The organism is Rhizobium sp. P38BS-XIX, assembly GCF_012641435.1.
Classification (GTDB): domain Bacteria; phylum Pseudomonadota; class Alphaproteobacteria; order Rhizobiales; family Rhizobiaceae; genus Rhizobium.
On sequence record NZ_JABAIJ010000001.1, the window covers coordinates 1,575,092 to 1,598,563 of the forward strand.

The window sequence follows — 23,472 nt, forward strand, 5'->3', positions numbered from 1 at the left end:
GGGAAGTCCTAATAAAATTGCGCGCCGGAAACGCTAATATTCCGGTCAGCTGGTCAAAAATGCGGGGTGGCAAACAGCGCATTGAGATCATGCCGAGGTATAGGGGACCTTTTCCTTCAAATTTCGAGAATTGCCTGCAAGCGCTCGCAAGGGCAAAACAAGTAATGCTGCCCGTGTGGATGGTGGGCAGAGAGAAAAGGACCTGAGGCATGGCCGAGACTGGCACTGTAAAGTTTTTCAATACCGATAAGGGCTTCGGTTTTATTAAACCGGACAAGGGTGGCGCTGACATCTTTGTGCATATTTCTGCAGTTCAGGCTTCTGGTCTGGCAGGTTTGTCAGAAAACCAGAAAGTAAGCTTCGACACGGAACCGGATCGCCGCGGCAAGGGACCGAAGGCTGTCAATCTTCAGATTGCCGGCTAAGACCTGTTAACGGCTACCATTCGAGTTGAGGCCCGGCAGCGATGCCGGGTTTTGTCATTCAGTCTGCATTCAGTTTGTCGCTTATAATCTAGTCCTCATGAAAGAACGGGAATGACAGTTCTCCCGGTCTCCTTTGAGGATAGGCCAATGACCATACTCGGCAAATCACTCGTCATATCCGCCATGGCCGCGGCAGTGACGCTGACGTCCCTCGGTACCGCTTCTGCGGATGAATATTGGCGCCATCGCAATCGTGACGGCTGGGCGCTCGGCGCCGCCGGACTTGCAACCGGCCTGATCGTCGGCTCCGCCATTGCCAGCCAACCACGTTATGTCGAGCCAGGCCCGGCCTATGCCTATCCGGATTACGACGCGCCTCCCCCGCCCTATTACTATCGCCCAGCGCCGCGCCGCGTCTATGTCGAGCGTGATGTCGGCTATTACGCTCCGCCGCCGTCAGCTGGCTTGCGCCCGTGGTCGCCGCAATGGATGCGTTATTGCTACGATCGCTACAGAACCTTCGATGGCCAGAGCGGCACCTATGTAGGCTTCGACGGCATGCGCCACTTCTGCACCGCCGATTGATCTCAACACGACGGATCGAAATGAAAGCGCCGCACCAAAGCGGCGCTTTTTGTATTTGGAGCGGTTCAGCTTTTCACGGAATCCTTGAACAGCTCTATCTCTTTGCTTTCACGGAAAACCACTACGCACTTTTCCTGGAATTGCTTTAAAGGCCGCGCAGGAACGGATTGGTGCGGCGCTCGTCGCCAATGCGGCTGCCGGGACCGTGACCACAGATAAAGCCGACTTCGTCCCCAAGCGGGAAGACCTTGTCGCGGATCGAGTCCAGCAGTTGCTGATGATTGCCGCCGGGCAGATCCGTACGCCCGATCGAGCCGCTGAAAAGCACGTCGCCCAGATGCGCAAACCCCTGCTTGCGATTGAAATAAATGACATGCCCCGGCGCATGACCCGGGCAATGGAACACTTCGAACTCGTGGTCGCCGAAGGAAACAGTGTCGCCTTCCTTCAGAAAGCGATCGGGCACGACATTGCGCACGCCGGCGATATTGAACATCGCACCCTTGGCTTCGAGATCGTCAAGTAGGAACTTGTCGTCTTCATGGGGTCCGATGACCTCGATGCCGAGCGCCTCTCGCACTTCGTCCGCGCCGCCGGCATGATCGATATGCCCGTGCGTAAGCCATACGGCCTTCAAGGTGATCCCGTTCTCGCGAACGGTTTGCAGAATGACATCGACGTCGCCGCCGGGATCGACAACCACCCCTTCCTTCGTATCCGGATCGAACAAGATAGTGCAGTTCTGTTCGAAAGGGGTCACCGGAATAATACCGGCCTGGAGCATGCCCATGAAGCGCCTCGTCTGTTTGATCGTCGTGCTGAGGGTATATCTGCAAATGCAACGCAAAACAGCCCCTGCCGCCCTCAAACTCTGTTTGCATGCATTGCACGTTCACAGAGAAACTCCAAAAATCTATAATCATTTCCGCCAGTTACCGGGGTTTCTCGCTGAAGTGCCATAGGCCGCACAATGGCTCGTCGGAACACCGAGGCGTCGCAAGCGTTGATGATACGTCTTTGAAGGAAGAAGGAGAGAACCAATGTCCTTTAAGAGAAATCTGCTGCTGGCCGGCTTTGTCCTTGTCGGCAGCGCCGGCCTGGCGCATGCCGAGATGTCGGCGACAACGGCAAGCGACATCGACGTGCGTTCGGGACCAGGCGCCGAGTTTCCAAAGGTCGGTGTCGCGACGCGTGGCTCCGAAGCGACGCTCGATGGCTGCATCGAAGGTAGCCGCTGGTGTCGGGTCGATGTGAACGGCATGCGAGGCTGGGTATTCGCTGAGTATCTCAATGTCGAGCAGGACGGCGCCCCTGTCGTTGTCCAGGATCACCGGGACGATCTCGGTATCCCGACGATCACCTACGAGCAAACGGACCCGGTCAAGACAGGTAGCGTCCAGGCCGTCCAGCCAGGCCCGAATGACGAGTTGCTCGGCCCTGTCGACGAGACCGGCCAGAAGGTCGTCGCGGTCACGCCGCCGGGTACAATCCGGACCTATATCGATGACAATCCGGTCGATACCGTGCAGCTCAGCGGCGATGTCGTCGTCGGCGCCTCGGTCCCGGAAAGCGTCGAAGTCCACCGCATTCCAGACTATGAGTACAGCTATGTCGAAGTGAACCACCAACCGGTTCTCGTCGATCCCGGCACACGCCGCATCGTCTACGTCTATCGCTGAGCCGATAGCAAACCACATGGAAGACAGAATTCGCATGCGGCCGCTCGGCCGCATGCACCGTAATGGGATTTCCCCTGAATTTGCTTGGTAATTCCTCCGTTTGGCGCACCTCTCTATTCCCCCTGATCCGTATATAATGTAGTTCTAATATCAAAGATGGTTATCGCCGCTCCGTGGCATTGATCCAGGGCGCGACGAGTGGGCATCCGGGCGCTATTCCGGATTTACGGGAGAAGGGGCAATCATGGAAACTCTAGGACCTATTATCGTACAGCTGATAGCCGGTGCGATCGGCGGCAACGCAGCGAGCGCCGTCTTGAAGCAGGATGGAATAAATCTCATCGCGCGAACGATCGCCGGCGCGGTCGGCGGCCTCGGCGGCGGCATCATTCTCAACTTGATCGGCAACGAAGCTCTGACGGGCCTCATCGCGCAGGGCATATCCTCGTTGATTGCCGGCGGCGTGCTGTCGGCCATCGTCGGGGCACTCCTCGGCCGCAAATCCTAAGACTTGCTTCATGCGAGAGCCGGATGAATTGGCACATCCGGCTTTTGCGTTTTCAAGAAACCCATTTCGATCCATATGCGCGTCGACGGCATCCCCGCCGCGTTCCAACCCGCGTCGCAGCCGCTGAAAATTGTTCAGCGTCGCTATCTGACCTGTAAAAGCTGGACATAAGGCCTGAACAACCAGCATTATGATGGTTGATAATTGCTCCCGACAGGCGCTACCACGGAGCAACAGGGGAAAATCAAAAACGGAACTGAATGCTTTATACGTCCCGTCTCGTTTGCGCGCAGCATTGTACGCTGTCGCCTGATGGCATAAAATATGTCAATAAAGCTGACATATCTTTCCATAAGTTTCGCGATTGATCTAAAATAAAAAAGGAAATGCCAAGGTGCCACGACAGATGAACCAAAACGCGGCAAAGGCGGAGCTGCTCGCGAGCCCGATGCAGAATGCCGGCGCCATCGATTTTGAGATCATCGAGCTGCTTTTCTTTGCCTACCGGGACTTCGTGTCGGATCCGGACCAGATCCTGGTCAAGAGCGGCTTCGGTCGTGCTCACCATCGCGTCGTCCATTTCGTTAACCGCGAACCGGGCATGACCGTTGCAGACCTTCTGGAAACATTGCAGATCACCAAACAGAGTTTGGCGCGGGTTCTAAAACAATTGATCGATTCAGGTTATATTCGTCAGGTCGCGGGTCCGGAGGATCGGCGGCAAAGGAAGCTTTATCCCACGCAGGCAGGCCGGGACCTCGCGCTGGCACTGGCAGAGCCGCAATCGCGCCGTATTGAGCGGGCATTCGAAGGCGCATCGGAAGCGACACGCGAAGGCGTTAAACGTTTCCTGAGGGGAATGCAGACCGGGAAGTGACGACGGCCCCACCCGCATGGCCGGCGCGAATGGGTCATTTCAATCAATGGGCAGGATAGGATCGAGACGGATCGAATGACGACGAAAACAGCTATTTCGGACGACGCGGCGCATCTACTGGTCGTGGATGACGACACACGCATCCGCGCACTTCTCAATCGCTACCTGATGGAGAAGGGATTTCGCGTCACGGCCGCCGCCGATGGCGCCGAAGCGCGCCGCAAGCTCGAAGGGCTCGATTTCGATCTCATCATCATGGACGTGATGATGCCAGGTGAATCCGGCATCTCGCTGACTGCGAGCCTGCGGGCCATCAAGAACATTCCCGTCATCATGCTCACCGCCCTCGCCGAGGCGGATTCCCGCATCGCGGGGCTTGAAGCCGGCGCCGACGATTACCTCCCCAAGCCCTTCGATCCGCGCGAGCTCGTGTTGCGCATCAACAATATCCTGCGACGCAACACACCCGCCGATTCTCCGAAGATCGAGCTCGTGATGTTCGGGCCCTACACCTTCTCGCTGACCCGCAAAGAGCTCAAGAAGTCGTCGGAAGTCATCCGCCTGACCGACAGGGAGCAGGAAATCATGCTGCTTTTTGCCAAGCGCGCCGGTGAGACCATTCCGCGCCACGAACTCATCGGCAATGATGCCGAAGTCGGTGAACGCACGATCGACGTTCAGATCAATAGACTGCGTCGCAAGATTGAAGACGATCCTGCAAACCCTATCTGGCTGCAGACGGTGCGCGGCATAGGCTACCGCCTTAGCATAGACTGAGCTCGGCTCCAGGATCAGCAGCAATGGTGACATTCGATTCAATCAGACGCGACCACGATCACACGCCCTCAAGCGGTCTGCGGTGGCTTTCGCGCTGGATGCGCCGTTACGTGCTTCCGACAGGTCTTTACGCCCGCTCGCTGCTGATCTTCATCGTGCCGATGATCCTGCTGCAGGCGGTCGTCACCGTCGTCTTCATGGAGCGCCACTGGCAGATGGTGACGCAGCGCCTGTCCATGGCGACGACGCGCGATATTGCCGCCATCATCACGGTCATTCAGACCTATCCGCAGGACGCCGATTATTCTGCGATCACCCAGATCGCCCGTCAGAAGCTGGATCTCAGCATCTCGATCGAGCCGGGTGGCGAATTGCCGCCGCCACGCGAAAAGCCTTTCTTCTCGATCCTCGACGGAATTTTGAGCGACGAGATCCGCGACCAGATCAACCTGCCCTTCTGGATCGATACGGTCGGCAATTCCAGCCTGGTCGAAATTCGCATCAAGCTTCCCGATAAGGTGCTGCGCGTCTTTGCCAAACGCAGCCAGACCTATGCATCCAACACCCATATCTTCATCCTCTGGATGGTCGGCACATCGCTGGTGTTGATCGGCATCGCAGTCCTGTTCCTGCGTGGCCAGATCCGGCCGATCCTGGCGCTGGCGCAGGCAGCCGAGAGCTTCGGCAAAGGGCAACGGCTGGAAAACTACTCTCCTCGCGGCGCAGACGAAGTTCGCAGGGCCGGCCTCGCCTTCATCCTGATGCGCGAACGCATAGAACGCCAGCTTGAGCAGCGCACGGCCATGTTGTCAGGCGTCAGCCACGATCTGCGCACCGTCCTCACCCGCTTCAAGCTCCAGCTTGCTCTGGTCGGCGACAATCCCGATCTCATCGGCCTCAATGAGGATGTCGAAGACATGCAGAGCATGCTGGAAGGCTATATGGCCTTCGCACGCGGCGAAGCGGAGGAGGATGTCGGTCAGTTCAGGCTCAGCGATATCCTCGAAAAGATCCGCCAGGATTTCACGCTGCACGGCAAAGCCATGGAATTCTCCATCGATGGCGACGATCAGATCTCCGTTCGCCCGAATGCCTTCACCCGCCTCGTTACCAATCTCGGCAGTAACGCCAGGCGCTATGCCAACAGCCTGCGTATCGAAGCGAAGCACAGTGCCAAGTGGCTGACGATCATCTTTGACGACGATGGGCCCGGTATTCCACCCGAGGCGCGGGAGGATGTCTTCAAGCCGTTCTTCCGGCTGGATTCCGCTCGCAATCTCGACAAGTCAGGCACGGGCCTCGGTCTCGCCATCGCCCGTGATATCGCTCGCAGCCACGGCGGCAACGTCACGCTGTCCGACAGCCCGCTCGGAGGCTTGCGCGCGACCATCCGCATTCCGGCATAGGGGGAGTTCAATGCCGATCGACATGGATCGCATGCACTGGTTGAACGAGCCGCCATCGTGGGAGCTGAACGGGGGACGCCTGTTCGTGCGCTCCGGGCACAAGACCGATTTCTGGCAGGAAACCTATTACGGCTTTCATCGCGATGACGGTCATTTTCTCGGAATGACCCGCCGCGGTGATTTCACCGCCGAAATAAGCTTCATCGGACATTATCGCGAGCTTTACGATCAGGCAGGCCTGATGGTCCGCCATGGCGCCAGACAGTGGATGAAATGCGGGATCGAATATACCGATGGCGCCAGGCATTTCAGCGTCGTCGTTACCAATGGCAATTCCGACTGGTCCGCGTTCCGGCTGGATCACGAGTTTGGCGCGATTTCCGCCCGGGTTACGCGCAACGGCGATGCGCTCTTCGTCCAATACCGGACCGATCGCATGGAAGAGTGGCGGATGGCGAGACTGGCCTGGTTTGACCCCACGCTGGAAGAGCTATCCGTTGGCCCGGCCTTCTGCTCGCCGCAGCGCGAAGGCTTCGAAGCGGAGTTTCTCGATTTCCGCCTGACCGATCCGTTATCGCGGGATATTCATTGACGCCATTCGCTGTCGATCGTGCGAGCGAAGCCGCTCACATCATCTTCTTGCCGTTCGGCACCGGCTGCGTGACGGCCGCAAGAACAATCGCACCGGACTCGTCTTCGAAACCGAGCGTCAGCACTTCGGAACGCACCGGTCCGATCTGGCGCGGCGGAAAATTGACGACGGCCAGCACCTGCCGCCCGAGGAGTGTTTCCGGCGTGTAGTGGACGGTGATCTGGGCCGAAGAGCGCTTGATGCCGACCTCTGGCCCGAAATCGATGCGAAGCTTGTAGGCAGGCTTGCGCGCCTCCGGAAAAGTCTCCGCCTCGATGATCGTCCCGACGCGAATATCCACCCGCTCGAAATCGCCGTAGCTGATTTCTTCCGTCATGTGCTGCCCTTTATTGAAAATTCAACCGGCAAGTTCCTGCGCCCGCTTGCGGGCGGCTTCCAGAGCCGCGTCAAACAAGGGCTGCATGCCGTCTTCCGACATCAAGACGCCAAGGGCCGCAGCCGTCGTTCCACCGGGCGAAGTAACATTCTGGCGCAGGCGCGAGGCGTCATCGGGAGACTGGTGCAATAGTTCACCAGCCCCCGCGACGGTTTCTCGTGCAAGCCGCATGGCGAGGTCCGCCTGCAGGCCCAGCTTCCGGCCCGCCTCCGCCATGCATTCGACGAGATAGAAAACATAGGCGGGGCCGCTACCGGAAACGGCGGTGACGGAATCGATATCCTCTTCGCCCGGCACCCATTCGACTGGACCGGATACTTTCAGAAGCGCCTGGACCAGCTGCCGCTGACGCTCAGTCACTCCGGCATTGGCGAAGGCGCCTGTGACGCCACGTCCAACCATCGCCGGCGTGTTCGGCATCGCTCGCACTGCCGCGATCTCACCCAGATGCGTCTTGAGCGCGGCGATCGTCTTGCCGGCGGCGATGGAGACGACAACCGTATTGTCCCCGACAGCAGCCTTCAAAGGCGGCAAAACGGCATCCATGATCTGTGGCTTCACCGCGATGAACAAGACACCGGCGACCATACCTGCCGGCGCTTCGGTCACGTGACTTGCGCCCGCATCCGCAATCATCTTGCGCATCGGCTCGGACGGATTGGGATCGACGACGATGACCGACGATCCCGGTACGCCGTTCTTCAGCCATCCCGTCAGCAACGCGCCTCCCATATTGCCCGCGCCGACCAACATGATCGGCCCGGAAGATGAGAACGCACTGGCGGAATGGTCACTTGTCATTTTACGCTTCGCCTACCGTTTCGAAAAGCACGGCTTCCATGGCGCGATTGGCATCGAGACCGGACCACACGACAAATTGAAAAGCCTGATAATATGCTTCGCATGTGTCGAGTGCGTTGGAAAGCAATACTTCCACCTGGCGATTGGTCGGCTCCGCGCCGCCCGAAAGCAACAGCGACTGACGGAAGATGACGATATCTTCCTGACGCCACAGATCGAAATGGCCCATCAGCACCTGCCCATTGATGCAGGAAAGCAGCTTGATCACCTCGTTGACGCGCGGATCGGGGACTTTCACGTCGAAAGCGCAGGCGATGTGCAGCGCTTCGAATTCCTCCATCCAGGAAAAGGAGACGTGATAATCCGTCCACCGGCCCTCGACGGTCATGGCAAGTTCATCTTCACCGGACCGCTCAAACGACCAGTCGTTGTTGGCAGCGACAAACTCGATCATATCAACCGGATTCGATTGGCGTTCGACTTCCATTTCCATAAGGCTCATGCAGCACCTTCTTGACCGGAACGAATGCAGTTTTCCCGTGACTCAACACTGAAAGAACGCAAACAGTTTTACTCCGGAAACATCTTCGGGATGATGTTGAACGGCTGCCAGACTAACGCATCCACCATGCCCGGAGCTTACCAAGTCCGTTTCGAATCATCATTTAAAATCAGTGTATAGCGGCATGCCCTGCCTGCCAGCCCCTGAGTATCGTTTTTGGAAACGGCGCTGTGGAAAGCTCCTCCGAAGCATATTCAGGAGGGAGTCATAACCGACTCTGGCGATTGGCTTTTTTGCCTATGTCCACAGGTGGAAAAACAGATCAATTTTTCAGTAAAAAAATGCGCGACAAACGAGTGCCGCGCAGATGCTCATTCATAAATTGCACATTATTTGCTCTTGGCAGCAAGCTTTGCTTCAAGCGCTTCGATTCTTGCCAGCAACGCGTCGTTTTCGTCGCGCGCCTTGATCGCCATCTCGCGAACGGCTTCGAATTCCTCGCGCTTGACGATATCCATACTGTTCAGCCAGCGCTCGGCATGGGCATTGAAAGCAGTCTCCACCTCGCGGCGCACGCCCTGAGCCGCACCGGCGGCATCGGTCATCAGCTTGGCGAATTCATCCAGGATTCGGTTCGGTCCGGTGCTCATGGCAATCTCCTTGCGGCCGTCGGCCCTAAACGGTCAGGCATCGATATGGGCCAGATAGTGCTGAGGTAAGATTTCCAAGGGGCCGATGCAAGCAAATTGAGATAGGACGGGACAACCGGCCCCTCGATATCGGGGAGAACAACAATCGACTTGACCGTTTCGATAGCGAACGCCATGTTCCGCGCACAATTGCATACTTAGCATGACCCCATCCCCATAGGGCGCAGTGCCTCTCGGGAACCATGCTGCAACGGGCCTGACGATCTTGCTGACATCCGCCAATCTCGCCGCCATCCTGCCGTTTCCGGATCTGGATCCGATCGCCATCAACCTTGGCCCCGTTCCCGTCCACTGGTACGGACTTGCCTATGTGGCAGGCATCCTGCTCGGCTGGTTTTATGCGAGGATGCTGGTCGACAACGGCAAGCTGTGGCTGAACGACACATCGCCGATTACGCGCCAGCATCTGGATGACTTCATCCTGTGGGTCGCCTTCGGCATCGTGCTCGGTGGCCGCATCGGCTACATCTTGTTTTATGATCTCGACCAGGTGCTGGCGAACCCCATCCGCGCCGTCCAGGTCTGGAAGGGCGGCATGTCCTTCCATGGCGGCTTGATCGGCACGACGATCGCGATGATCCTTTTCACGCGACGGAACAAGATCCCGACCTGGAGCCTCTTCGATGTCGTCGCCGCCGTCGCGCCGATCGGCTTGTTTTTCGGGCGCATTGCCAACTTCATCAATGGCGAGCTTTGGGGGCGCGTCTCGGATGTTCCCTGGGCCATGGTGTTCTGCAGCCCGCATGTGATTGCCGCACATGACGGCATCTGCCCCGCAGGTCCCGATCCGCGGCACCCGAGCCAGCTCTACGAGGCTGGCATCGAGGGCATCATTTTGTTCCTTGTTCTCTTTATTTTCACGCGCTGGGCATTTGCGTTGAAGAAGCCTGGCACGGTCAGCGGTATTTTTGTCATCGGCTATGCCTTCTCGCGTATTTTTGTCGAATTCTTCCGCCAACCTGATGAACAGCTCGGCTATCTCCTCGGCACAAACTGGCTGACGATGGGCATGGTGCTGTCATTGCCGATGGTCGCCATCGGTCTTTGGGCTGTCATTCGTGCCCGCCAGGCATCGACCAGGCAGGTAGCTTGAGGGTGGGGTTCAATTTCGCATGGTCTTCCTGAAAGACGTTCCCGGTTTGACCGGGCCATGCACTAGCGAAAGCAACGAATGACAACGGCGCTTGGGGAAAAAATCAAAGCCATCATCCGCACGAACGGACCATTGAGCATTACGGACTATTTTTCCCTATGTCTCGCCGATCCTCTGCATGGCTATTACAAGACGCGTGAACCCTTCGGCCAGTCCGGCGACTTCGTCACCGCCCCCGAGATCAGCCAGCTTTTCGGCGAGATGATCGGCGTCTTCATTGTGCATGCATGGCAGCGTCATGGAACGCCGGCCGACGTGCGTCTTGTCGAGATCGGTCCGGGCCGCGGCACGATGATGTCGGATATGCTGCGGGTTATCGGCAAGCTGGCTCCGCCGCTTTACAACGTCATGACCGTGCATCTGGTCGAAACCAGCGACCGGCTGCAGGGATTTCAGCGTGAAACGCTGGAGGCGCATGGTGCAAAGGTCTCGTGGCATGCCGATTTCGGCGAAGTGCCTGGCGGCTTCACGCTGCTCGCTGCCAACGAGCTGTTCGACGCCATTCCCATCCGCCAGTTTGTACGCACGTCGAACGGCTTTCGCGAGCGCACCGTCGGCCTCGATGTCAATGACGAGCTGACGTTCACCACCGGCGTCGCAACGCTTGATCCGGCGCTTCTCCCAGAGGGAGGCCTGCCGCCGATCGGCACCATTTTTGAAATCGCTCCGGCACGCCAGGCCGTGATGACGACGATCTGCGACAGACTGGCCACGTATGGCGGTACTGCGCTGGCCATTGATTATGGTCACATGGCGACGGGCTTCGGCGACACGCTGCAGGCCGTGCGAATGCACGAATTCGACCCGCCGCTCGATCATCCCGGCGAAGCCGATCTCACCAGCCACGTCGATTTCCAGAACCTGGCACAGACAGCGATTGCAGCCGGTCTGCACATAAACGGATGCTGTCATCAGGGAGATTTCCTGATCGGGCTCGGATTGCTGGAACGAGCGGCCGCCCTTGGCCGCGATCAGGATGGCGTCACGCAGGAGAACATCCGCGTGGCGGTGGAAAGGCTTGCTGGCGCGGGTGAAGGCAAGATGGGAGAGCTTTTCAAGGCTCTGGCGGTCTCCAGCCCGGCGATCGACCTCCTGCCCTTTCGTCCCGTCAGCTGATATCTGATCATCGACGCCGCGGATTGACAGCCCGCGGCGGCCTGGGCCAACATCGCGGCCAAATCGAACTGCTTCGCCGCGGCTGCGTTATGTCAAGCACGATAGGCCAAACCAGACATCAAGGGATGCTCCAATTGCCGACACCAATTGCAAGCACGCTGCTGAGCGCCGCCGAGGCTGTCGGCATTCGCCATGGCTATTTCACCAGGGCCGGCGGCATTTCGGAAGGCCTCTATCGCGGATTGAACGTCGGCCTCGGCTCGAACGACAATCGCGAACACGTGGAAGAAAACCGCCGTCGCGTGGCCGGTTGGTTCGGCCTGCCTGTAGAGCGGCTGGCAACCGTGCATCAAATTCACTCGCCTGACGTCGTGACCATCGGCACGAGTTATGATGGCAACCGCCCGCAGGCAGACGCCATGGTTACGGCCACTCCCGGCATTGCGCTCGGCGTTCTGGCTGCCGATTGCGGACCGATCCTTTTCGCCGATCCGGAAAACCGGGTGATCGGCGCGGCCCATGCCGGCTGGAAGGGAGCGCTGACGGGTGTTCTGGAAAACACGATTACCGCAATGGTGACGCTCGGCGCCCGGCGTGAAGCCATCATCGCGTGCCTTGGCCCATCGATCAGCCAGGCAAGCTACGAGGTCGGTCCTGAATTTGTCGAGCGCTTCCTGGCACACGACCCGGCCTATTCCAGATATTTCTTACCTTCGGAACGCGCAGGCCATGCAATGTTCAATCTGCCGGCCCTCACTGTCGACCGCCTGCGCAAGGCAGGCGTGACCGCCGAAAGCCTGGATCTTTGCACCTATCCGGATTCCGAGCGCTTTTTCTCCTACCGCCGCACGACGCATGCGAAGGAGCCGGATTACGGACGGCAGATCTCGGCCATCGCCATTGGGGAGGTAGCTTGATATGGCCCTGCATTTCGAACGCAGCGAATTCGATGCCCGCCTGGCGCGACTGCTGGCGAGGATGCAGGAAGAGAAACTCGATGCCATGCTGCTTTTCGCACAGGAAAGCATGTATTGGCTGACGGGTTACGATACCTTCGGCTACTGCTTCTTCCAGACGCTGGTCGTGAAGGCCGACGGCTCGTTGACGCTGCTGACGCGCTCCGCCGATCTGCGCCAGGCTCAGCTCACCTCGATCATCACGGATATCCACATCTGGGTCGACCGGCTCAATGTCGATCCGACCCTTGATCTCAAGGAGCTGCTGGCCGATCTCGATCTTCTCGGCGCGCGCATCGGCGTGGAATATGACACGCACGGCATGACGGGCCGCGTTGCCCGCCTGCTCGATCACCAGCTGGCCAGTTTCGCCCAGGTCGTCGACGCCTCCTATCTCATAAGCCGTCTGCGTTTGACGAAAAGTGCGGCCGAGATTGCCCGCGTCGAGCGGGCGGCCGCACTTGCGGATGACGCCCTCGATGCCGCTTTGTCACTGACCAGAGCGGGCGCCGATGAGTCGGACATTCTGGCTGCCATGCAAGGCGCCGTCTTTTCCGGCGGAGGCGACTATCCCGCCAACGAATTTATCATCGGCTCTGGAGCAGAGGCCCTGCTCTGCCGTTATAAGGCCGGCCGCCGCAAGCTGGATGCCAACGATCAGCTGACATTGGAATGGGCCGGCGTCGATGCGCATTATCATGCCGCGATGATGCGCACGGTCGTTGTCGGCGATCCCAGCCATCGCCATCGCGAACTTTTCAGCGCCTGCCTGGAAACGTTGCAGTCGATAGAAACAATCCTCAAGCCCGGCCATACCTTCGGCGATGTTTTCGACATGCACGCCAAGATCATGGATGAGCGTGGCCTTGCCCGTCACCGGCTCAACGCTTGCGGCTATTCGCTCGGCGCCCGCTTCTCGCCCTCGTGGATGGAGCATGAAATGTTCCATCTCGGCAATCAGCAGGAGATCGAGGAGAACATGTCGCTCTTCGTGCACATGATCATCATGGACTCCGACAACGGCACCGCGATGACCCTTGGCCAGACATACCTGACCACCTCGCAAGATCCGAAAGCCCTCTCGCGCCATCCACTCGAATTTCTTAACCGTTAGTGGCGTAAAATAGCGATCCTGAACGGAGAGACCGTCAAGAGAAGGGATCGCGTAATGGGACTGGTCAGGACAATATTGACTGTCGCCGGCTTATGCCTCGCACTCTCCGCTTGCAATACGACGGACGCACTAACGCCTCCCGAAACCATCGGCGATGCCGGAGGCTCAAGCCCTGTTACCCAGCGCGATGTCGAACGCATGGCGTCCGCGCCGCGTCGCCAGAACTATCAGGAGACGCAGGACAGCTACAGCTATCAACGGCAGCCATCCTACCAGCAGGGCTACCAGTCGCAGAATTATGGTGGTAGCGGCACGCTGGACGATCAGGCTTCCGCACTCAAATCGGGCGGCGCCAACCCATATGCCTCCCGACCGCTCGACGATGCTCGCACGGCCTCTATCGCCTCGGCCAACAATCAGTATTCCGAAGCCGACGAGCAGGCCGAAGCCGACCGTCGACTGTCGGACAACGCGCCGCCGCAACAGCAGCAGCAACAAGCCTCTGACGATCCGCAGCCGGACCAGCAGCAGGCATCGCTTCCGCCCTCTTCGGCGTCGGCGGCATCCGGCGGCAACAGCATCCGGTTTTTGCCCATCATCGGCGCGCCGGTGCAGGCAGTCACCCCGCTGTCGCGTCAGCTTGGTGCCGATGCTCGCTCGATGGGGTTGACGATCAAGAGCTCCAACGATGCCAGCGCGAGCTATATCCTGAAAGGTTATCTTTCCGCCTTTGAAGACGGACCGCAGATTTCCGTGACCTATGTCTGGGACGTTCTCGACGGCGCCGGCAATCGCGTGCACCGAATCCAGGGCTCTGAGAGTGCCCCGCTGAAGCGCGGCGATCCATGGACGGCCGTCCCACCATCCGTAATGCAGCAAATTGCCACCAAAACGATGTCGGATTTCAACTCCTGGCGCAATTCCAACGGTGGATAGCCACAAGCTTTGCAGAAATATGAAAGCTAACACGCCTCTCCCCCTTGCATTCGAGAGCGAGGCGGTTAAAAGCGCGGCTATCAGGTTGGTAATAGGCGGGCCAAGATGAAGGTTTTCGCAGGGAATTCGAACAGGCATCTTGCCGAAGCGATCTGCAATTATCTCAACGTTCCCTTAGGCAAGGCCAGTGTCCGGCGTTTCGCGGACCAGGAAATCTTCGTGGAGATCCAGGAGAACGTGCGCGGCGAGGACATTTTCGTTGTCCAGCCGACGTCCTTCCCGGCCAACGACCATCTCATGGAACTGTTGATCATGATTGATGCGATGCGGCGCTCCTCGGCGCGGCGCATCACGGCGGTGCTTCCCTATTTCGGTTACGCTCGTCAGGACCGCAAGGCCGGCCCGCGCACGCCGATCTCGGCCAAGCTCGTTGCAAACCTGATCACGGAAGCAGGAGCCGATCGCGTTCTGACGCTCGATCTGCACGCCGGCCAGATCCAGGGCTTCTTCGATATCCCCACGGATAACCTCTACGCGCTGCCGATCCTGACACACGATATCAAGGTCAATTACGATATCGGCAACGTCATGGTCGTCTCTCCTGACGTCGGTGGCGTCGTGCGCGCCCGTGCGCTCGCCAAACGCCTCGACTGTCTGTTGGCGATCGTGGACAAGCGCCGTGATCGCCCGGGTGAATCCGAAGTGATGAACATCATTGGCGATGTGACCGGCAAGGATTGCATCCTGATCGACGACATCGTCGATTCCGGCGGCACGCTCTGCAATGCGGCCGAGGCACTGCTGAAGAATGGCGCCACCAGCGTCACCGCCTATATCACCCATGGCGTTCTCTCCGGCGGCGCCGTTACGCGCGTGATGAACTCGAAGCTGAAGGAACTGGTGATTACCGATTCCATCCAGCCGACGACTGCGGTGCAATCGGCACCCAATATCCGCGTCATCACGACGGCAAGCCTCATTGGCGAAGCCATCAACCGCACGAGCCAAGAAGAATCCGTTTCCAGCCTGTTTGATTGATACATCGCGCGCGGATGTGATTTTAAGCAGGATGCCTATTCAGCGGCTTTCATGCCGGCTGGATGCGTGTGCTTCCACGCCAGCAGGCCTATTCCGATCAGTCCGGATATAAACACGGCCGCGCCCGAGCCCATGATCGAAGGACCGATGCCAAAGATGGCAAACAGGCTTGGCGACATCAGATAGGCCAGAAGCAGCCCGGAAAAGATCGCGCACATCAACAAGCGATAGACTTGCGCCAGACGATGAGGCTCGCTGCGCGACTGCATCAGATGCAGCATGGCCAGGTTTTCGAATGGCCCGTTGATCGCCGCAAAGCATGCCACAACCATCAACCAGATTCGGTCATGCATCAACGGCAACAGGAAAACGCCGGATCCGAAAATAAGCTTTGCCGCGATGATCCAGACCACCGGCCGACGCGGCTTGACGCTGCTGAGGATCAGGTTGGTCGTGAGGTTGCCAACGCCATAGGCCGTCATCATCAGGCTGTAGTCGGTCAGCGGATCGGCACTGGTTTCGCGCAAATGCAGGATCATTCCGAGCAGAATGCCCATCGCCCAGGCGACATTTCCCATCAGATTGGTGAACATGCCGTAGAGGATTGCCGCATGCCCTCGCGCCGCGCGCCAGCCACCGAGCACGCCGTCGACACCGGCTGCCATTCCGGAAAAATCCCGACGCCTCGGCGCCGAAGGAAGTTTCGCAATCGCCAGCCAGACGGCAATCGCCGACAGGATGAATGTGGCCGCCGTGACCGAGAAGAACTGCGATTTCGGCAGAAGCCCATTGACGAGCGCGATCAGGCTGGGACCGAGAATGCGCGCCATGCGTCGGGTTGCATCGAAGAGACCGTTGGTGGCATGACGAACCTCCGGATCGGCGGCGATCATCGGCAAAGTGGCCTGCAGCGACGGGTCGAATGTCGACGTCAGCAACGCGATGCAGCCCGCAAGCACCATGAGCAACGGCAGGCTCATCAGATGCAGAAGACCCGCCAGGGACAGCATAAGCAACAATGCGGCGCGCAGCAGATCCGCGCTGATCATCGTCACACTGTGACGCCAGCGATCCGTGACGATGCCACCAAAGAGACTGCCGAACAGCAGCGCGCCGGATTGCAATGCGGAGACATAGCCCGCATCGCTGCCGATGAAATCCGCAGCGATCCAGACCACCGCGACCATGTAGAATTCGGAACCTGTCGCCGCCAGCACCTGGCCGACCCAGAGGAGGGAAATCGAGCGCTGACCCAGCGGCTTCAGGACAAACATGATCGCATTCTGATTTCGGTGTGACTTACTTCATGACCTGGCCATTGACCGACACATGACCATCATCCGAAAGGTCGATATCCCAGCGCGAGCGCCCATCGGCATCCGTCTTGGCAAAGCCCTTGGCCATCATCAGGCCGAAGGAGAGCTGCGAGAGATCGGGCTTGGTCTTGGCTGCCTCCTGGACGGCGGCGATCGTCTTGTCGAGATCACGCGCAAGCACCGACATCTTCATGGAAACGCGGTCCTTGTCGTTCAGCCAGCCGCGCATCGTGCCGGTCGCCTCGATATCGTAGAGACCTGATACGGCGCTGATCTTCGGGAAGTTGATCTGCACCGTTCCATCCGGGAACATGGCCCGCTGCAGCTTCGTGTCCATATCCTTGTCGGCATCGGGATTCTTTAAGTCTGCCTGCTGAAAGACATCCATCATCGCGGAGAAATTCAGATTTGGTACCTGAACCTGAAAATCGGCGGAATCGGGAATGAAGGCCATATAATCTTCCGGCACCAAGGCGCTCTCAAGCGTCAGCTTCGTGGCATTCAAACCGAAATCGGCGCTCATCGCGTTCGCCGGCCCGGCGATCTTGAAGAAGTACCCCAGTTTGTCGAGGCCGCCATTGCCGAGCGGCATCGTGACCGAGATGCCGTTTATGCCGACCGACTCGTCGAAAGACCCGGCGATTGGCATTGCATCGGTGATCAGGGTCTTGAGCGTCTCGGCATCCTTATCGGAAAGCTTCTTCTCATCCTTGTGTTCGGAAGCGAACTGCAGAATGGAATTGACTGCCTTCAGCGGCAGCTTGGTTGCGCCCATGTTGAAGTCAATCGACGCGACCTTGATTTCACCGAGCGTTGCTCCCTGCGACGAAATCTTGTCGTAAAGCGATTGCAGGCTACCATTCATCTTGATGTCGAGGCGGCCGGGCTCGCCGCTATCGGCTGACGACAGGGTGTAGCCGATACTATCGATCGTAGCATCGTTCTTCTGGACGTTCTTCTCTTCGTCGGTCGTCGTCGTGTTGAAGATGATCCCCTTGCCCTTCATATCCATCGAGCGGAGATAATGAAGTGCCGGATCGAACAGGCCTTCGACGGTCGAAGAGTTCAGCGCATAGCGAACCTCGGTGTCGGGGCCCTTTTCAGGCTTGGAATGCGCAGTGATATCAAATGCATTATTGCCTTCGACCTTCCACAGTCCGTCATCCTGCGGCGTTGCCAGCATTTTGAGCGGCTCAAGGCCCTTGATATCGAGATCGTGGACTTTCAGCTTGGCGAGCATCTTCTGAAAGTCGTAGGTGACTTCGTAGTGCGAAGCGACAGGCTTGACCGAAATCGCACCGCTCTTGGCGAGATCATCCGGCAGGAAATAGGTCAGATTGTTGAGAAGATCCTTGGCACCCTTCTCGTTGACATCAGCAGCCAGCGCAAAGCCCGACACGCCCGCAGCAAGAACAGCTGCCGCGGCAACCGCTTTAAAACGCATGTTTCACCCCCAAAATGATAGAAAAAGAATTCGAGAATCCGAAATGCCGGGTCGGCTTTCGAAGGAAATAGTATCGTGCGCCCGGAGGCTCGCTCGTTTAGCTCCGCGTCAGGGCTTCTTCATCACCTGTCCGTTGACGGTCAACGTCCGGGCCTCGTCCAATGTAACATCCCATCGCATGCGGCCGTCCGCGTCGGTCTTCGCAAAACCCTTGGCGGCGAGCAGGCCGAAGGAGACGTTGTTAAGGCGTGGATCCGTCTTGGCCGCGGCTTGAACGGCGGCGACAGTCTTGTCGAAATCGCGCACCAATATTGTCGCCTGCAGCGAATAATCGGAGTGAGCCTTGGTCGAGCCCTTCAATTTACCAGAAACTTCTATGTCGTAGACGCCCGAAGTAGCGCTGATCTTCGGAAATTCAAGCGTGCCGTATCCACTTGGAAACATGGTACGTTTAATGACTTCGCCCGAGACCGGCGTGGCCCGCTTTGCCACGGCTTCCAGGGCCGTATCGATGAGGCCGGAAAAATTGATATCCGACATACCGAGCTGCACATCCAGGCTTTCGGGCAGGAACGGCGCATAGGCTGCGGGAACGAGGTCGGCGTCTGGCGTAAAATGATCGGCCCGCAGCTCGAAATTGACGTTCGAAGCCTTGGTGAGGCCGTCCATCTTGAAGCTGTAGTCGATGTGTTTGACGCCGACTTTACCCTTGTCCGTCGCCACCATGGCATTTGTCAGCGCCATCGTCTTGTTGAGCGAACCGAAGCCAGGCAAAGCGCGGTGCACCAGCTGCGCAAATTTCTCGCTGCCGCTTTCCGAGAGCTGTTTGGCCTTAACGTGCTGGACGAAGAAGCGGAAGAGCGCGCGCAGCTCCTTTTCCGGCAGACTCGTCGCGGACACAGTCGTATCGACGCTATCAGCGGTAAAGGTGACGGGGTCGCCATGCGGCCGCAAGGTGAATTGTTCGTTCAGACGCTGCAATCTCGTCTGCAGCTGCAGATCGACTTTACCCGCCTCCTTGCTGTCCGTCACCGTATGAGCGAATGACGCGCTATCGATCGTCGCGTCGATCTTGCGGCCGCTTCGCGGACCGCTGCCGACGCTGGAGAACTTTACGCCGTTGCTCTTGATGTTCATCGACCGCATCATTTCGATGGTCGGATCGAAGACGCCGTCGAGAGAACTGGACCCGATCGAGTAGCCGATATCCGACGTCGGCGAATGCACGGCGATATCGAGGCCGTTGTCGCCCGTCAGATGCCACCTGCCCTGGTCAACAGGCTGCGCAAAGAGGGATAGCGGCTTGAAGCCTGTGACGGAAAACACGCTGGAATTGATCTTGTCGAAGAATTTCGCGAGATCGTAAGTGATTTCGTACTTGTCGCCGGCCGGCTTGACCGTCACGAAATCGCTGCGGGCAAGGTCACGGGAGAGCGAATGCGTGAGCACGCTGCGCAGCTCGTTGGCACCCTGCTCGTTGATGTCGGCGGCCTGGGAGGTACCGGCGAGACCCATGGAAAAAACCGCGGCGGCGATAGTCCTGGAGCGCATGCCCGACCTCTCTTTCTGACCCTGAGCGACTGGATTCGACTGTTGAAGAGGCGAAGCCTATATGTCAAGCCGTTGATAGAAACGGTACCGACGGCTCTTACGCAAGAGTTGCAATGACACCACAGCCCTTCGCATTCCGGGGGTGCTTGCACCTTCGGCCAGTTTGTACTATACGCCACGCGTCCGCGTAGACACCCTTGGAGGCAACGCGGATGAGGCAGGGCAAGCCCTCCTCCAGTTCAGCCGATGCGACCTATAGCCGCCCGGATGAACTCTCCAAATAACCTCGAAAGGAATAGCTATGAGCCACGAAAGCTACGAGCTCAAGGCCGAGGCGCGCGAACGGGTTGGTAAGGGGTCCGCCCGTGAACTTCGCCGCAATGGTCTGATCCCCGCTGTCATCTATGGTGACAAGCAGGCCCCCATTTCTATCGCTCTCAACACCAATGAGGTGACGAAGCGCATCCACGCCGGCGGCTTCCTGACCACGGTCGCTACGATCGACGTCGGCGGCAAGAAGATCAAGGTTCTGCCGAAGGACTACCAGCTCGATCCAGTCCGTGACTTCACGGTTCACGTCGATTTCCTGCGCGTCTCCGGCAACACCGAAGTCACCGTTGAAATCCCGGTTCACTTCGAAAACCACGAGAAGTCCCCGGGCCTCAAGGCTGGCGGCGTTCTGAACATCGTTCGTCACGAAGTCGAAGTTCATTGCCCGGCCGACGCGATCCCGGAATTCTTCACTGTTGACCTGTCTGGTCTGAAGACCGGCGACAGCGTCCACATCTCTGCTGTCAAGCTGCCGAAGAATGTAAGCCCGGTCATCACCGACCGCGACTTCACGATCGCAACGATCGTTGCTCCGGCTGCCGGCATTGCTGAAGAAGAAGCTGAAGGCGGCGAAGAAGCCGAAGCTTAATCGGCATCTTCGACGTAAGTCGTATCAAACCCGCCTCCCCCTGGGACGGCGGGTTTTTTGCTGCCTTCGTTTCAACGAGCGCATTGAATATTAGATAAAGTAAAAATAACAATTTCTTGAAACAAGACTTTGGTTTATTTCCATTAACCCCAGAGTTTCAGCAACATTTAACGGATTCATGAAAATCTACCCGAAAGAGTTGTAGGGATCGACACCCCGGGATTTGGCTGGCCTATGACTGGGGAGCAAACGGAACGATGAGCCATTCGGTCGAAAACAGGTTTTTCGCGATCGTCTGCGGTGCGCTGCTGGTTTTCGTAGCGCCGCTCTTCATACTTTTTCTGTTTCTGTCGTCTGAGCGCGCCGAGAAGGAAATCAAGGACCACATCACTGTCCTGCTCGTTGCCAACGCCCAGGCGCTTGCCAAGCCGCTGTGGGATCTGGATGAAGACAGCGTGACGCAGATCAGCGCCACCACCGTCGCAGAAGGCGCGATCGTCCGCGTGAACGTTCGCGATCTCTCAGGTCAACTCGACGTCACCCAGTCGACCATTCCGAAATCATACAAGGGCAATCTGGAATCCGTCTCGCGCTCGATCATCTACAACGGCGTCGACGGAGCCAAGAAGCTGGGCACCATCACCGTCTACTATCCCGAGCTTGGCCTGTTCGACGGCCTGAAGAATGAAGAGATCGTCTTCATCTCCATCTTCATCTTTGCGGTGCTGACGGTTTTTGGCGCGGCGTTGATCGGCAACCGCATCTTTGTCATACAGCCGTTGATGCGCTTGACGCATGCGATCGAAGCCACGCGCCGCCTCGGCTCGCGTCATCACGTCGACTGGCAATCCAATGACGAAATGGGGCGCCTCGCCAGCAGCTTCAACGATATGCAGAGCAAGCTGCAGCGTGAAGAGAACGAGCTGAAGCTTGCCCACCGTCGTGCCACCGATACCTACAATCTGACGCCCGCGATGCTCTTCTCGCTCGACAAGGACGAGTGCATCGCGGCGGTGAGTGACTACTGGCTTGCCGCCACCGGTTACGACCGTGAAGAGGTGCTGGGGCGCGAATTCGCAAGCCTGGTGCTGCCGGAATCGCGCGCGCATTATGTCGAACGCAAGCACACCAATCCCGATAGCGCCGCGCGACTGGCCGTGACAGTCAAATTCCTGTGCCGCAACGAGCTGGTCATGGACGTGCTGATCCTTGAGACCACCGCCATCCAGGACGGCCTTTCGCTTTCGGTCATGACCGATGTCACCGAACTCAAGCAATCCGAAGACCGAAACCTGCGGCAGGCGATCACCGATCACCTCACAGGCCTGCTCAATCGGCAGGGCTTCGAAACCGCGCTCGACGGCAAGATCGACGAGGCGGATCTGCGTCGTAGCGAGCTCGCCTGTCTTTTCATCGACCTCGATCGCTTCAAGTGGATCAACGACAATATGGGCCATGCCGCCGGCGATGCGGCCCTTCGCGAGCTGGTATCCCGCCTGCAGAAGCGTCTGCGCCCCGGCGATATCGCCGCGCGCTTGGGTGGCGACGAATTTGCAATCCTGCTGGTCGCAGACGACGCGGAAGCCCGCGCCTTCGAGATGTCCGCCAGCATCGCCGAAATCTTCGAGTCGCCATTCGTCGGCGACGCTCGTCTCAGCGCCAGCATCGGCATCGCCATTTACCCGCGCCAGGCGACGAATGCCGCCGAACTGCTGCTCAAATCCGACATCGCGATGTATGCCAAGAAGCGCGACGGCAAGAACGGCGCCCAGATCTTCGATAACGGCATGCTGGATGATTCCCGTCGGCGCGCCGAGCTGGAAAGCCATATCGAAAGCGGCCTGAGCGAAGACTGGTTCGAGGCCTATCTGCAACCGGTCGTGAACATCGACGATCGTTCGATCGCCGGCTTTGAGGCGCTGATGCGGCTGAACCATCCGCAGAAAGGCATTCTGCCCCCGGGTCGCATAATCGAGGTTGCCGAGGAAACCGGCTCCATCATCCGGATCGGCAATCGCATCATGGAGAAAGCGATCGCCAACTTCGCACGCCTCTCGCGGGTCGACGCCATGCAGGAGACCTATCTGGCCATCAACTTCTCGCCGCTGCAATTCGAGCCGGAATTGCCGATGCGCATCGCATCCCTGCTATCGCGCTACGATATTTCGCCACGACGCATCATCGTCGAGATCACCGAAGCAGTTCTCATGGATGACAATCCCGAGACCCGGATGGCCATCAACGAAATCTGCCGCTATGGCTGCCGTATCGCGCTTGACGACTTCGGCACGGGCTATTCCTCGCTGAGCTATATCAACCGCTTCCCGGTCGACATCATCAAGATCGACCAGTCCTTTGTCCGCGCCATCAACGATACCGCTTCGGATGTCAGCGCCAAGAGCCGCATGCTGGTGGAAAGCATCACGACGCTTTCGCACAAGATGAATTGCACCGTGATCGCCGAAGGCGTCGAGACCGAGGAAGAGTGCGCGACGTTGCGCTCCATGGGGATCGACTACGGCCAGGGTTATCTTTTCTATCGGCCGCAGCACCCGGATCATCTGATGAAGACGCTGGCCAGCCAGCAATTCGAGCAACATGCCGGCGTAGCGCAGGCGTCCTAGAGATGAG

The 23,472-nt window shown here is 58.4% G+C and carries 24 protein-coding genes; 16 read left to right on the forward strand and 8 right to left on the reverse strand.

The window, feature by feature from the left end:
* The first annotated feature begins 209 nt into the window (after positions 1 to 209).
* Entirely contained in the window at positions 210 to 425 is a 216-nt protein-coding gene (locus HGP17_RS07620; RefSeq protein WP_004116423.1) for a cold-shock protein, read from the forward strand.
* Positions 426 to 572: 147 nt separating this feature from the next.
* The gene (locus HGP17_RS07625) at positions 573 to 1,010 is read left to right on the forward strand and encodes a BA14K family protein (protein ID WP_168807433.1); all 438 of its coding nucleotides are present in this window, start codon (positions 573 to 575) and stop codon (positions 1,008 to 1,010) included.
* Between the two features lie 145 nt (positions 1,011 to 1,155).
* Here HGP17_RS07625 and HGP17_RS07630 read toward each other — a convergent pair whose 3' ends face one another.
* Positions 1,156 to 1,800: an MBL fold metallo-hydrolase gene (locus HGP17_RS07630; protein WP_168807435.1), complete on the reverse strand. Its 645-nt coding sequence runs from the start codon at positions 1,798 to 1,800 to the stop codon at positions 1,156 to 1,158.
* Between the two features lie 250 nt (positions 1,801 to 2,050).
* On the opposite strand from HGP17_RS07630, the gene HGP17_RS07635 reads away from it, so the two are divergent.
* The 6 genes from HGP17_RS07635 (at position 2,051) to HGP17_RS07660 (ending at position 6,849) form a co-directional block, all read left to right on the forward strand.
* Complete coding sequence (locus HGP17_RS07635) at positions 2,051 to 2,689, forward strand: DUF1236 domain-containing protein (RefSeq protein WP_168807437.1); 639 nt, start codon at positions 2,051 to 2,053, stop codon at positions 2,687 to 2,689.
* A gap of 244 nt (positions 2,690 to 2,933) precedes the next feature.
* The gene (locus tag HGP17_RS07640) at positions 2,934 to 3,197 is read left to right on the forward strand and encodes a hypothetical protein (protein ID WP_168807439.1); all 264 of its coding nucleotides are present in this window, start codon (positions 2,934 to 2,936) and stop codon (positions 3,195 to 3,197) included.
* Positions 3,198 to 3,603: 406 nt separating this feature from the next.
* Positions 3,604 to 4,074: a MarR family transcriptional regulator gene (locus HGP17_RS07645; protein ID WP_205925802.1), complete on the forward strand. Its 471-nt coding sequence runs from the start codon at positions 3,604 to 3,606 to the stop codon at positions 4,072 to 4,074.
* Between the two features lie 75 nt (positions 4,075 to 4,149).
* Positions 4,150 to 4,851, forward strand: coding sequence for a response regulator (locus HGP17_RS07650; protein ID WP_168807442.1), 702 nt, complete (start codon positions 4,150 to 4,152; stop codon positions 4,849 to 4,851).
* 23 nt (positions 4,852 to 4,874) lie between these two features.
* Entirely contained in the window at positions 4,875 to 6,257 is a 1,383-nt protein-coding gene (locus HGP17_RS07655) for an ATP-binding protein (RefSeq protein WP_168807444.1), read from the forward strand.
* Positions 6,258 to 6,267: 10 nt separating this feature from the next.
* Positions 6,268 to 6,849: a DUF1349 domain-containing protein gene (locus HGP17_RS07660; RefSeq protein WP_168807446.1), complete on the forward strand. Its 582-nt coding sequence runs from the start codon at positions 6,268 to 6,270 to the stop codon at positions 6,847 to 6,849.
* A 34-nt stretch (positions 6,850 to 6,883) separates the two neighbouring features.
* Here HGP17_RS07660 and HGP17_RS07665 read toward each other — a convergent pair whose 3' ends face one another.
* The 4 genes from HGP17_RS07665 to HGP17_RS07680 all read right to left on the reverse strand — a co-directional run bounded on the left by HGP17_RS07665 (position 6,884) and on the right by HGP17_RS07680 (position 9,238).
* Positions 6,884 to 7,225 (reverse strand): tRNA-binding protein, encoded by a 342-nt coding sequence (locus HGP17_RS07665; RefSeq protein WP_168807448.1) that lies wholly within the window; start codon positions 7,223 to 7,225, stop codon positions 6,884 to 6,886.
* A gap of 21 nt (positions 7,226 to 7,246) precedes the next feature.
* The gene (gene proC, locus HGP17_RS07670) at positions 7,247 to 8,086 is read right to left on the reverse strand and encodes a pyrroline-5-carboxylate reductase (protein ID WP_168807450.1); all 840 of its coding nucleotides are present in this window, start codon (positions 8,084 to 8,086) and stop codon (positions 7,247 to 7,249) included.
* 1 nt (position 8,087) lies between these two features.
* Positions 8,088 to 8,588, reverse strand: coding sequence for a YbjN domain-containing protein (locus HGP17_RS07675; RefSeq protein ID WP_168807452.1), 501 nt, complete (start codon positions 8,586 to 8,588; stop codon positions 8,088 to 8,090).
* Positions 8,589 to 8,977: 389 nt separating this feature from the next.
* Entirely contained in the window at positions 8,978 to 9,238 is a 261-nt protein-coding gene (locus tag HGP17_RS07680) for an accessory factor UbiK family protein (protein ID WP_168807454.1), read from the reverse strand.
* Positions 9,239 to 9,503: 265 nt separating this feature from the next.
* On the opposite strand from HGP17_RS07680, the gene lgt reads away from it, so the two are divergent.
* From lgt to HGP17_RS07710, 6 genes are all read left to right on the forward strand, one after another.
* Complete coding sequence (gene lgt, locus HGP17_RS07685; RefSeq protein WP_168808138.1) at positions 9,504 to 10,391, forward strand: prolipoprotein diacylglyceryl transferase; 888 nt, start codon at positions 9,504 to 9,506, stop codon at positions 10,389 to 10,391.
* Between the two features lie 78 nt (positions 10,392 to 10,469).
* Positions 10,470 to 11,567, forward strand: coding sequence for a class I SAM-dependent methyltransferase (locus HGP17_RS07690; RefSeq protein WP_168807456.1), 1,098 nt, complete (start codon positions 10,470 to 10,472; stop codon positions 11,565 to 11,567).
* Between the two features lie 125 nt (positions 11,568 to 11,692).
* A complete protein-coding gene (pgeF, locus tag HGP17_RS07695) occupies positions 11,693 to 12,484 on the forward strand; it encodes a peptidoglycan editing factor PgeF (RefSeq protein WP_168807458.1) in 792 nt (263 codons plus the stop codon).
* Position 12,485: 1 nt separating this feature from the next.
* Positions 12,486 to 13,637 carry a Xaa-Pro peptidase family protein gene (locus tag HGP17_RS07700; RefSeq protein WP_168807460.1) on the forward strand — a complete coding sequence of 384 codons (1,152 nt, stop codon included), beginning with the start codon at positions 12,486 to 12,488 and terminating at the stop codon, positions 13,635 to 13,637.
* Positions 13,638 to 13,691: 54 nt separating this feature from the next.
* On the forward strand, positions 13,692 to 14,573 hold the full coding sequence (locus tag HGP17_RS07705) for a hypothetical protein (protein WP_168807462.1): 882 nt from the start codon (positions 13,692 to 13,694) through the stop codon (positions 14,571 to 14,573).
* Between the two features lie 105 nt (positions 14,574 to 14,678).
* A complete protein-coding gene (locus HGP17_RS07710; RefSeq protein ID WP_168807464.1) occupies positions 14,679 to 15,611 on the forward strand; it encodes a ribose-phosphate pyrophosphokinase in 933 nt (310 codons plus the stop codon).
* Positions 15,612 to 15,646: 35 nt separating this feature from the next.
* Here HGP17_RS07710 and HGP17_RS07715 read toward each other — a convergent pair whose 3' ends face one another.
* The 3 genes from HGP17_RS07715 to HGP17_RS07725 all read right to left on the reverse strand — a co-directional run bounded on the left by HGP17_RS07715 (position 15,647) and on the right by HGP17_RS07725 (position 19,922).
* Complete coding sequence (locus HGP17_RS07715) at positions 15,647 to 16,885, reverse strand: MFS transporter (protein ID WP_168807465.1); 1,239 nt, start codon at positions 16,883 to 16,885, stop codon at positions 15,647 to 15,649.
* Between the two features lie 25 nt (positions 16,886 to 16,910).
* Positions 16,911 to 18,371, reverse strand: a complete 1,461-nt coding sequence (locus HGP17_RS07720) for a hypothetical protein (RefSeq protein WP_168807467.1) — start codon at positions 18,369 to 18,371, stop codon at positions 16,911 to 16,913.
* 108 nt (positions 18,372 to 18,479) lie between these two features.
* A complete protein-coding gene (locus HGP17_RS07725) occupies positions 18,480 to 19,922 on the reverse strand; it encodes a hypothetical protein (RefSeq protein WP_168807469.1) in 1,443 nt (480 codons plus the stop codon).
* 301 nt (positions 19,923 to 20,223) lie between these two features.
* Between HGP17_RS07725 and HGP17_RS07730 the strand changes: the two genes are divergently transcribed.
* Both HGP17_RS07730 and HGP17_RS07735 read left to right on the forward strand, forming a co-directional pair.
* Positions 20,224 to 20,841 carry a 50S ribosomal protein L25/general stress protein Ctc gene (locus HGP17_RS07730; RefSeq protein ID WP_168807471.1) on the forward strand — a complete coding sequence of 206 codons (618 nt, stop codon included), beginning with the start codon at positions 20,224 to 20,226 and terminating at the stop codon, positions 20,839 to 20,841.
* 257 nt (positions 20,842 to 21,098) lie between these two features.
* Positions 21,099 to 23,465, forward strand: coding sequence for an EAL domain-containing protein (locus HGP17_RS07735; protein ID WP_168807473.1), 2,367 nt, complete (start codon positions 21,099 to 21,101; stop codon positions 23,463 to 23,465).
* The last annotated feature ends 7 nt before the right edge of the window (positions 23,466 to 23,472 follow it).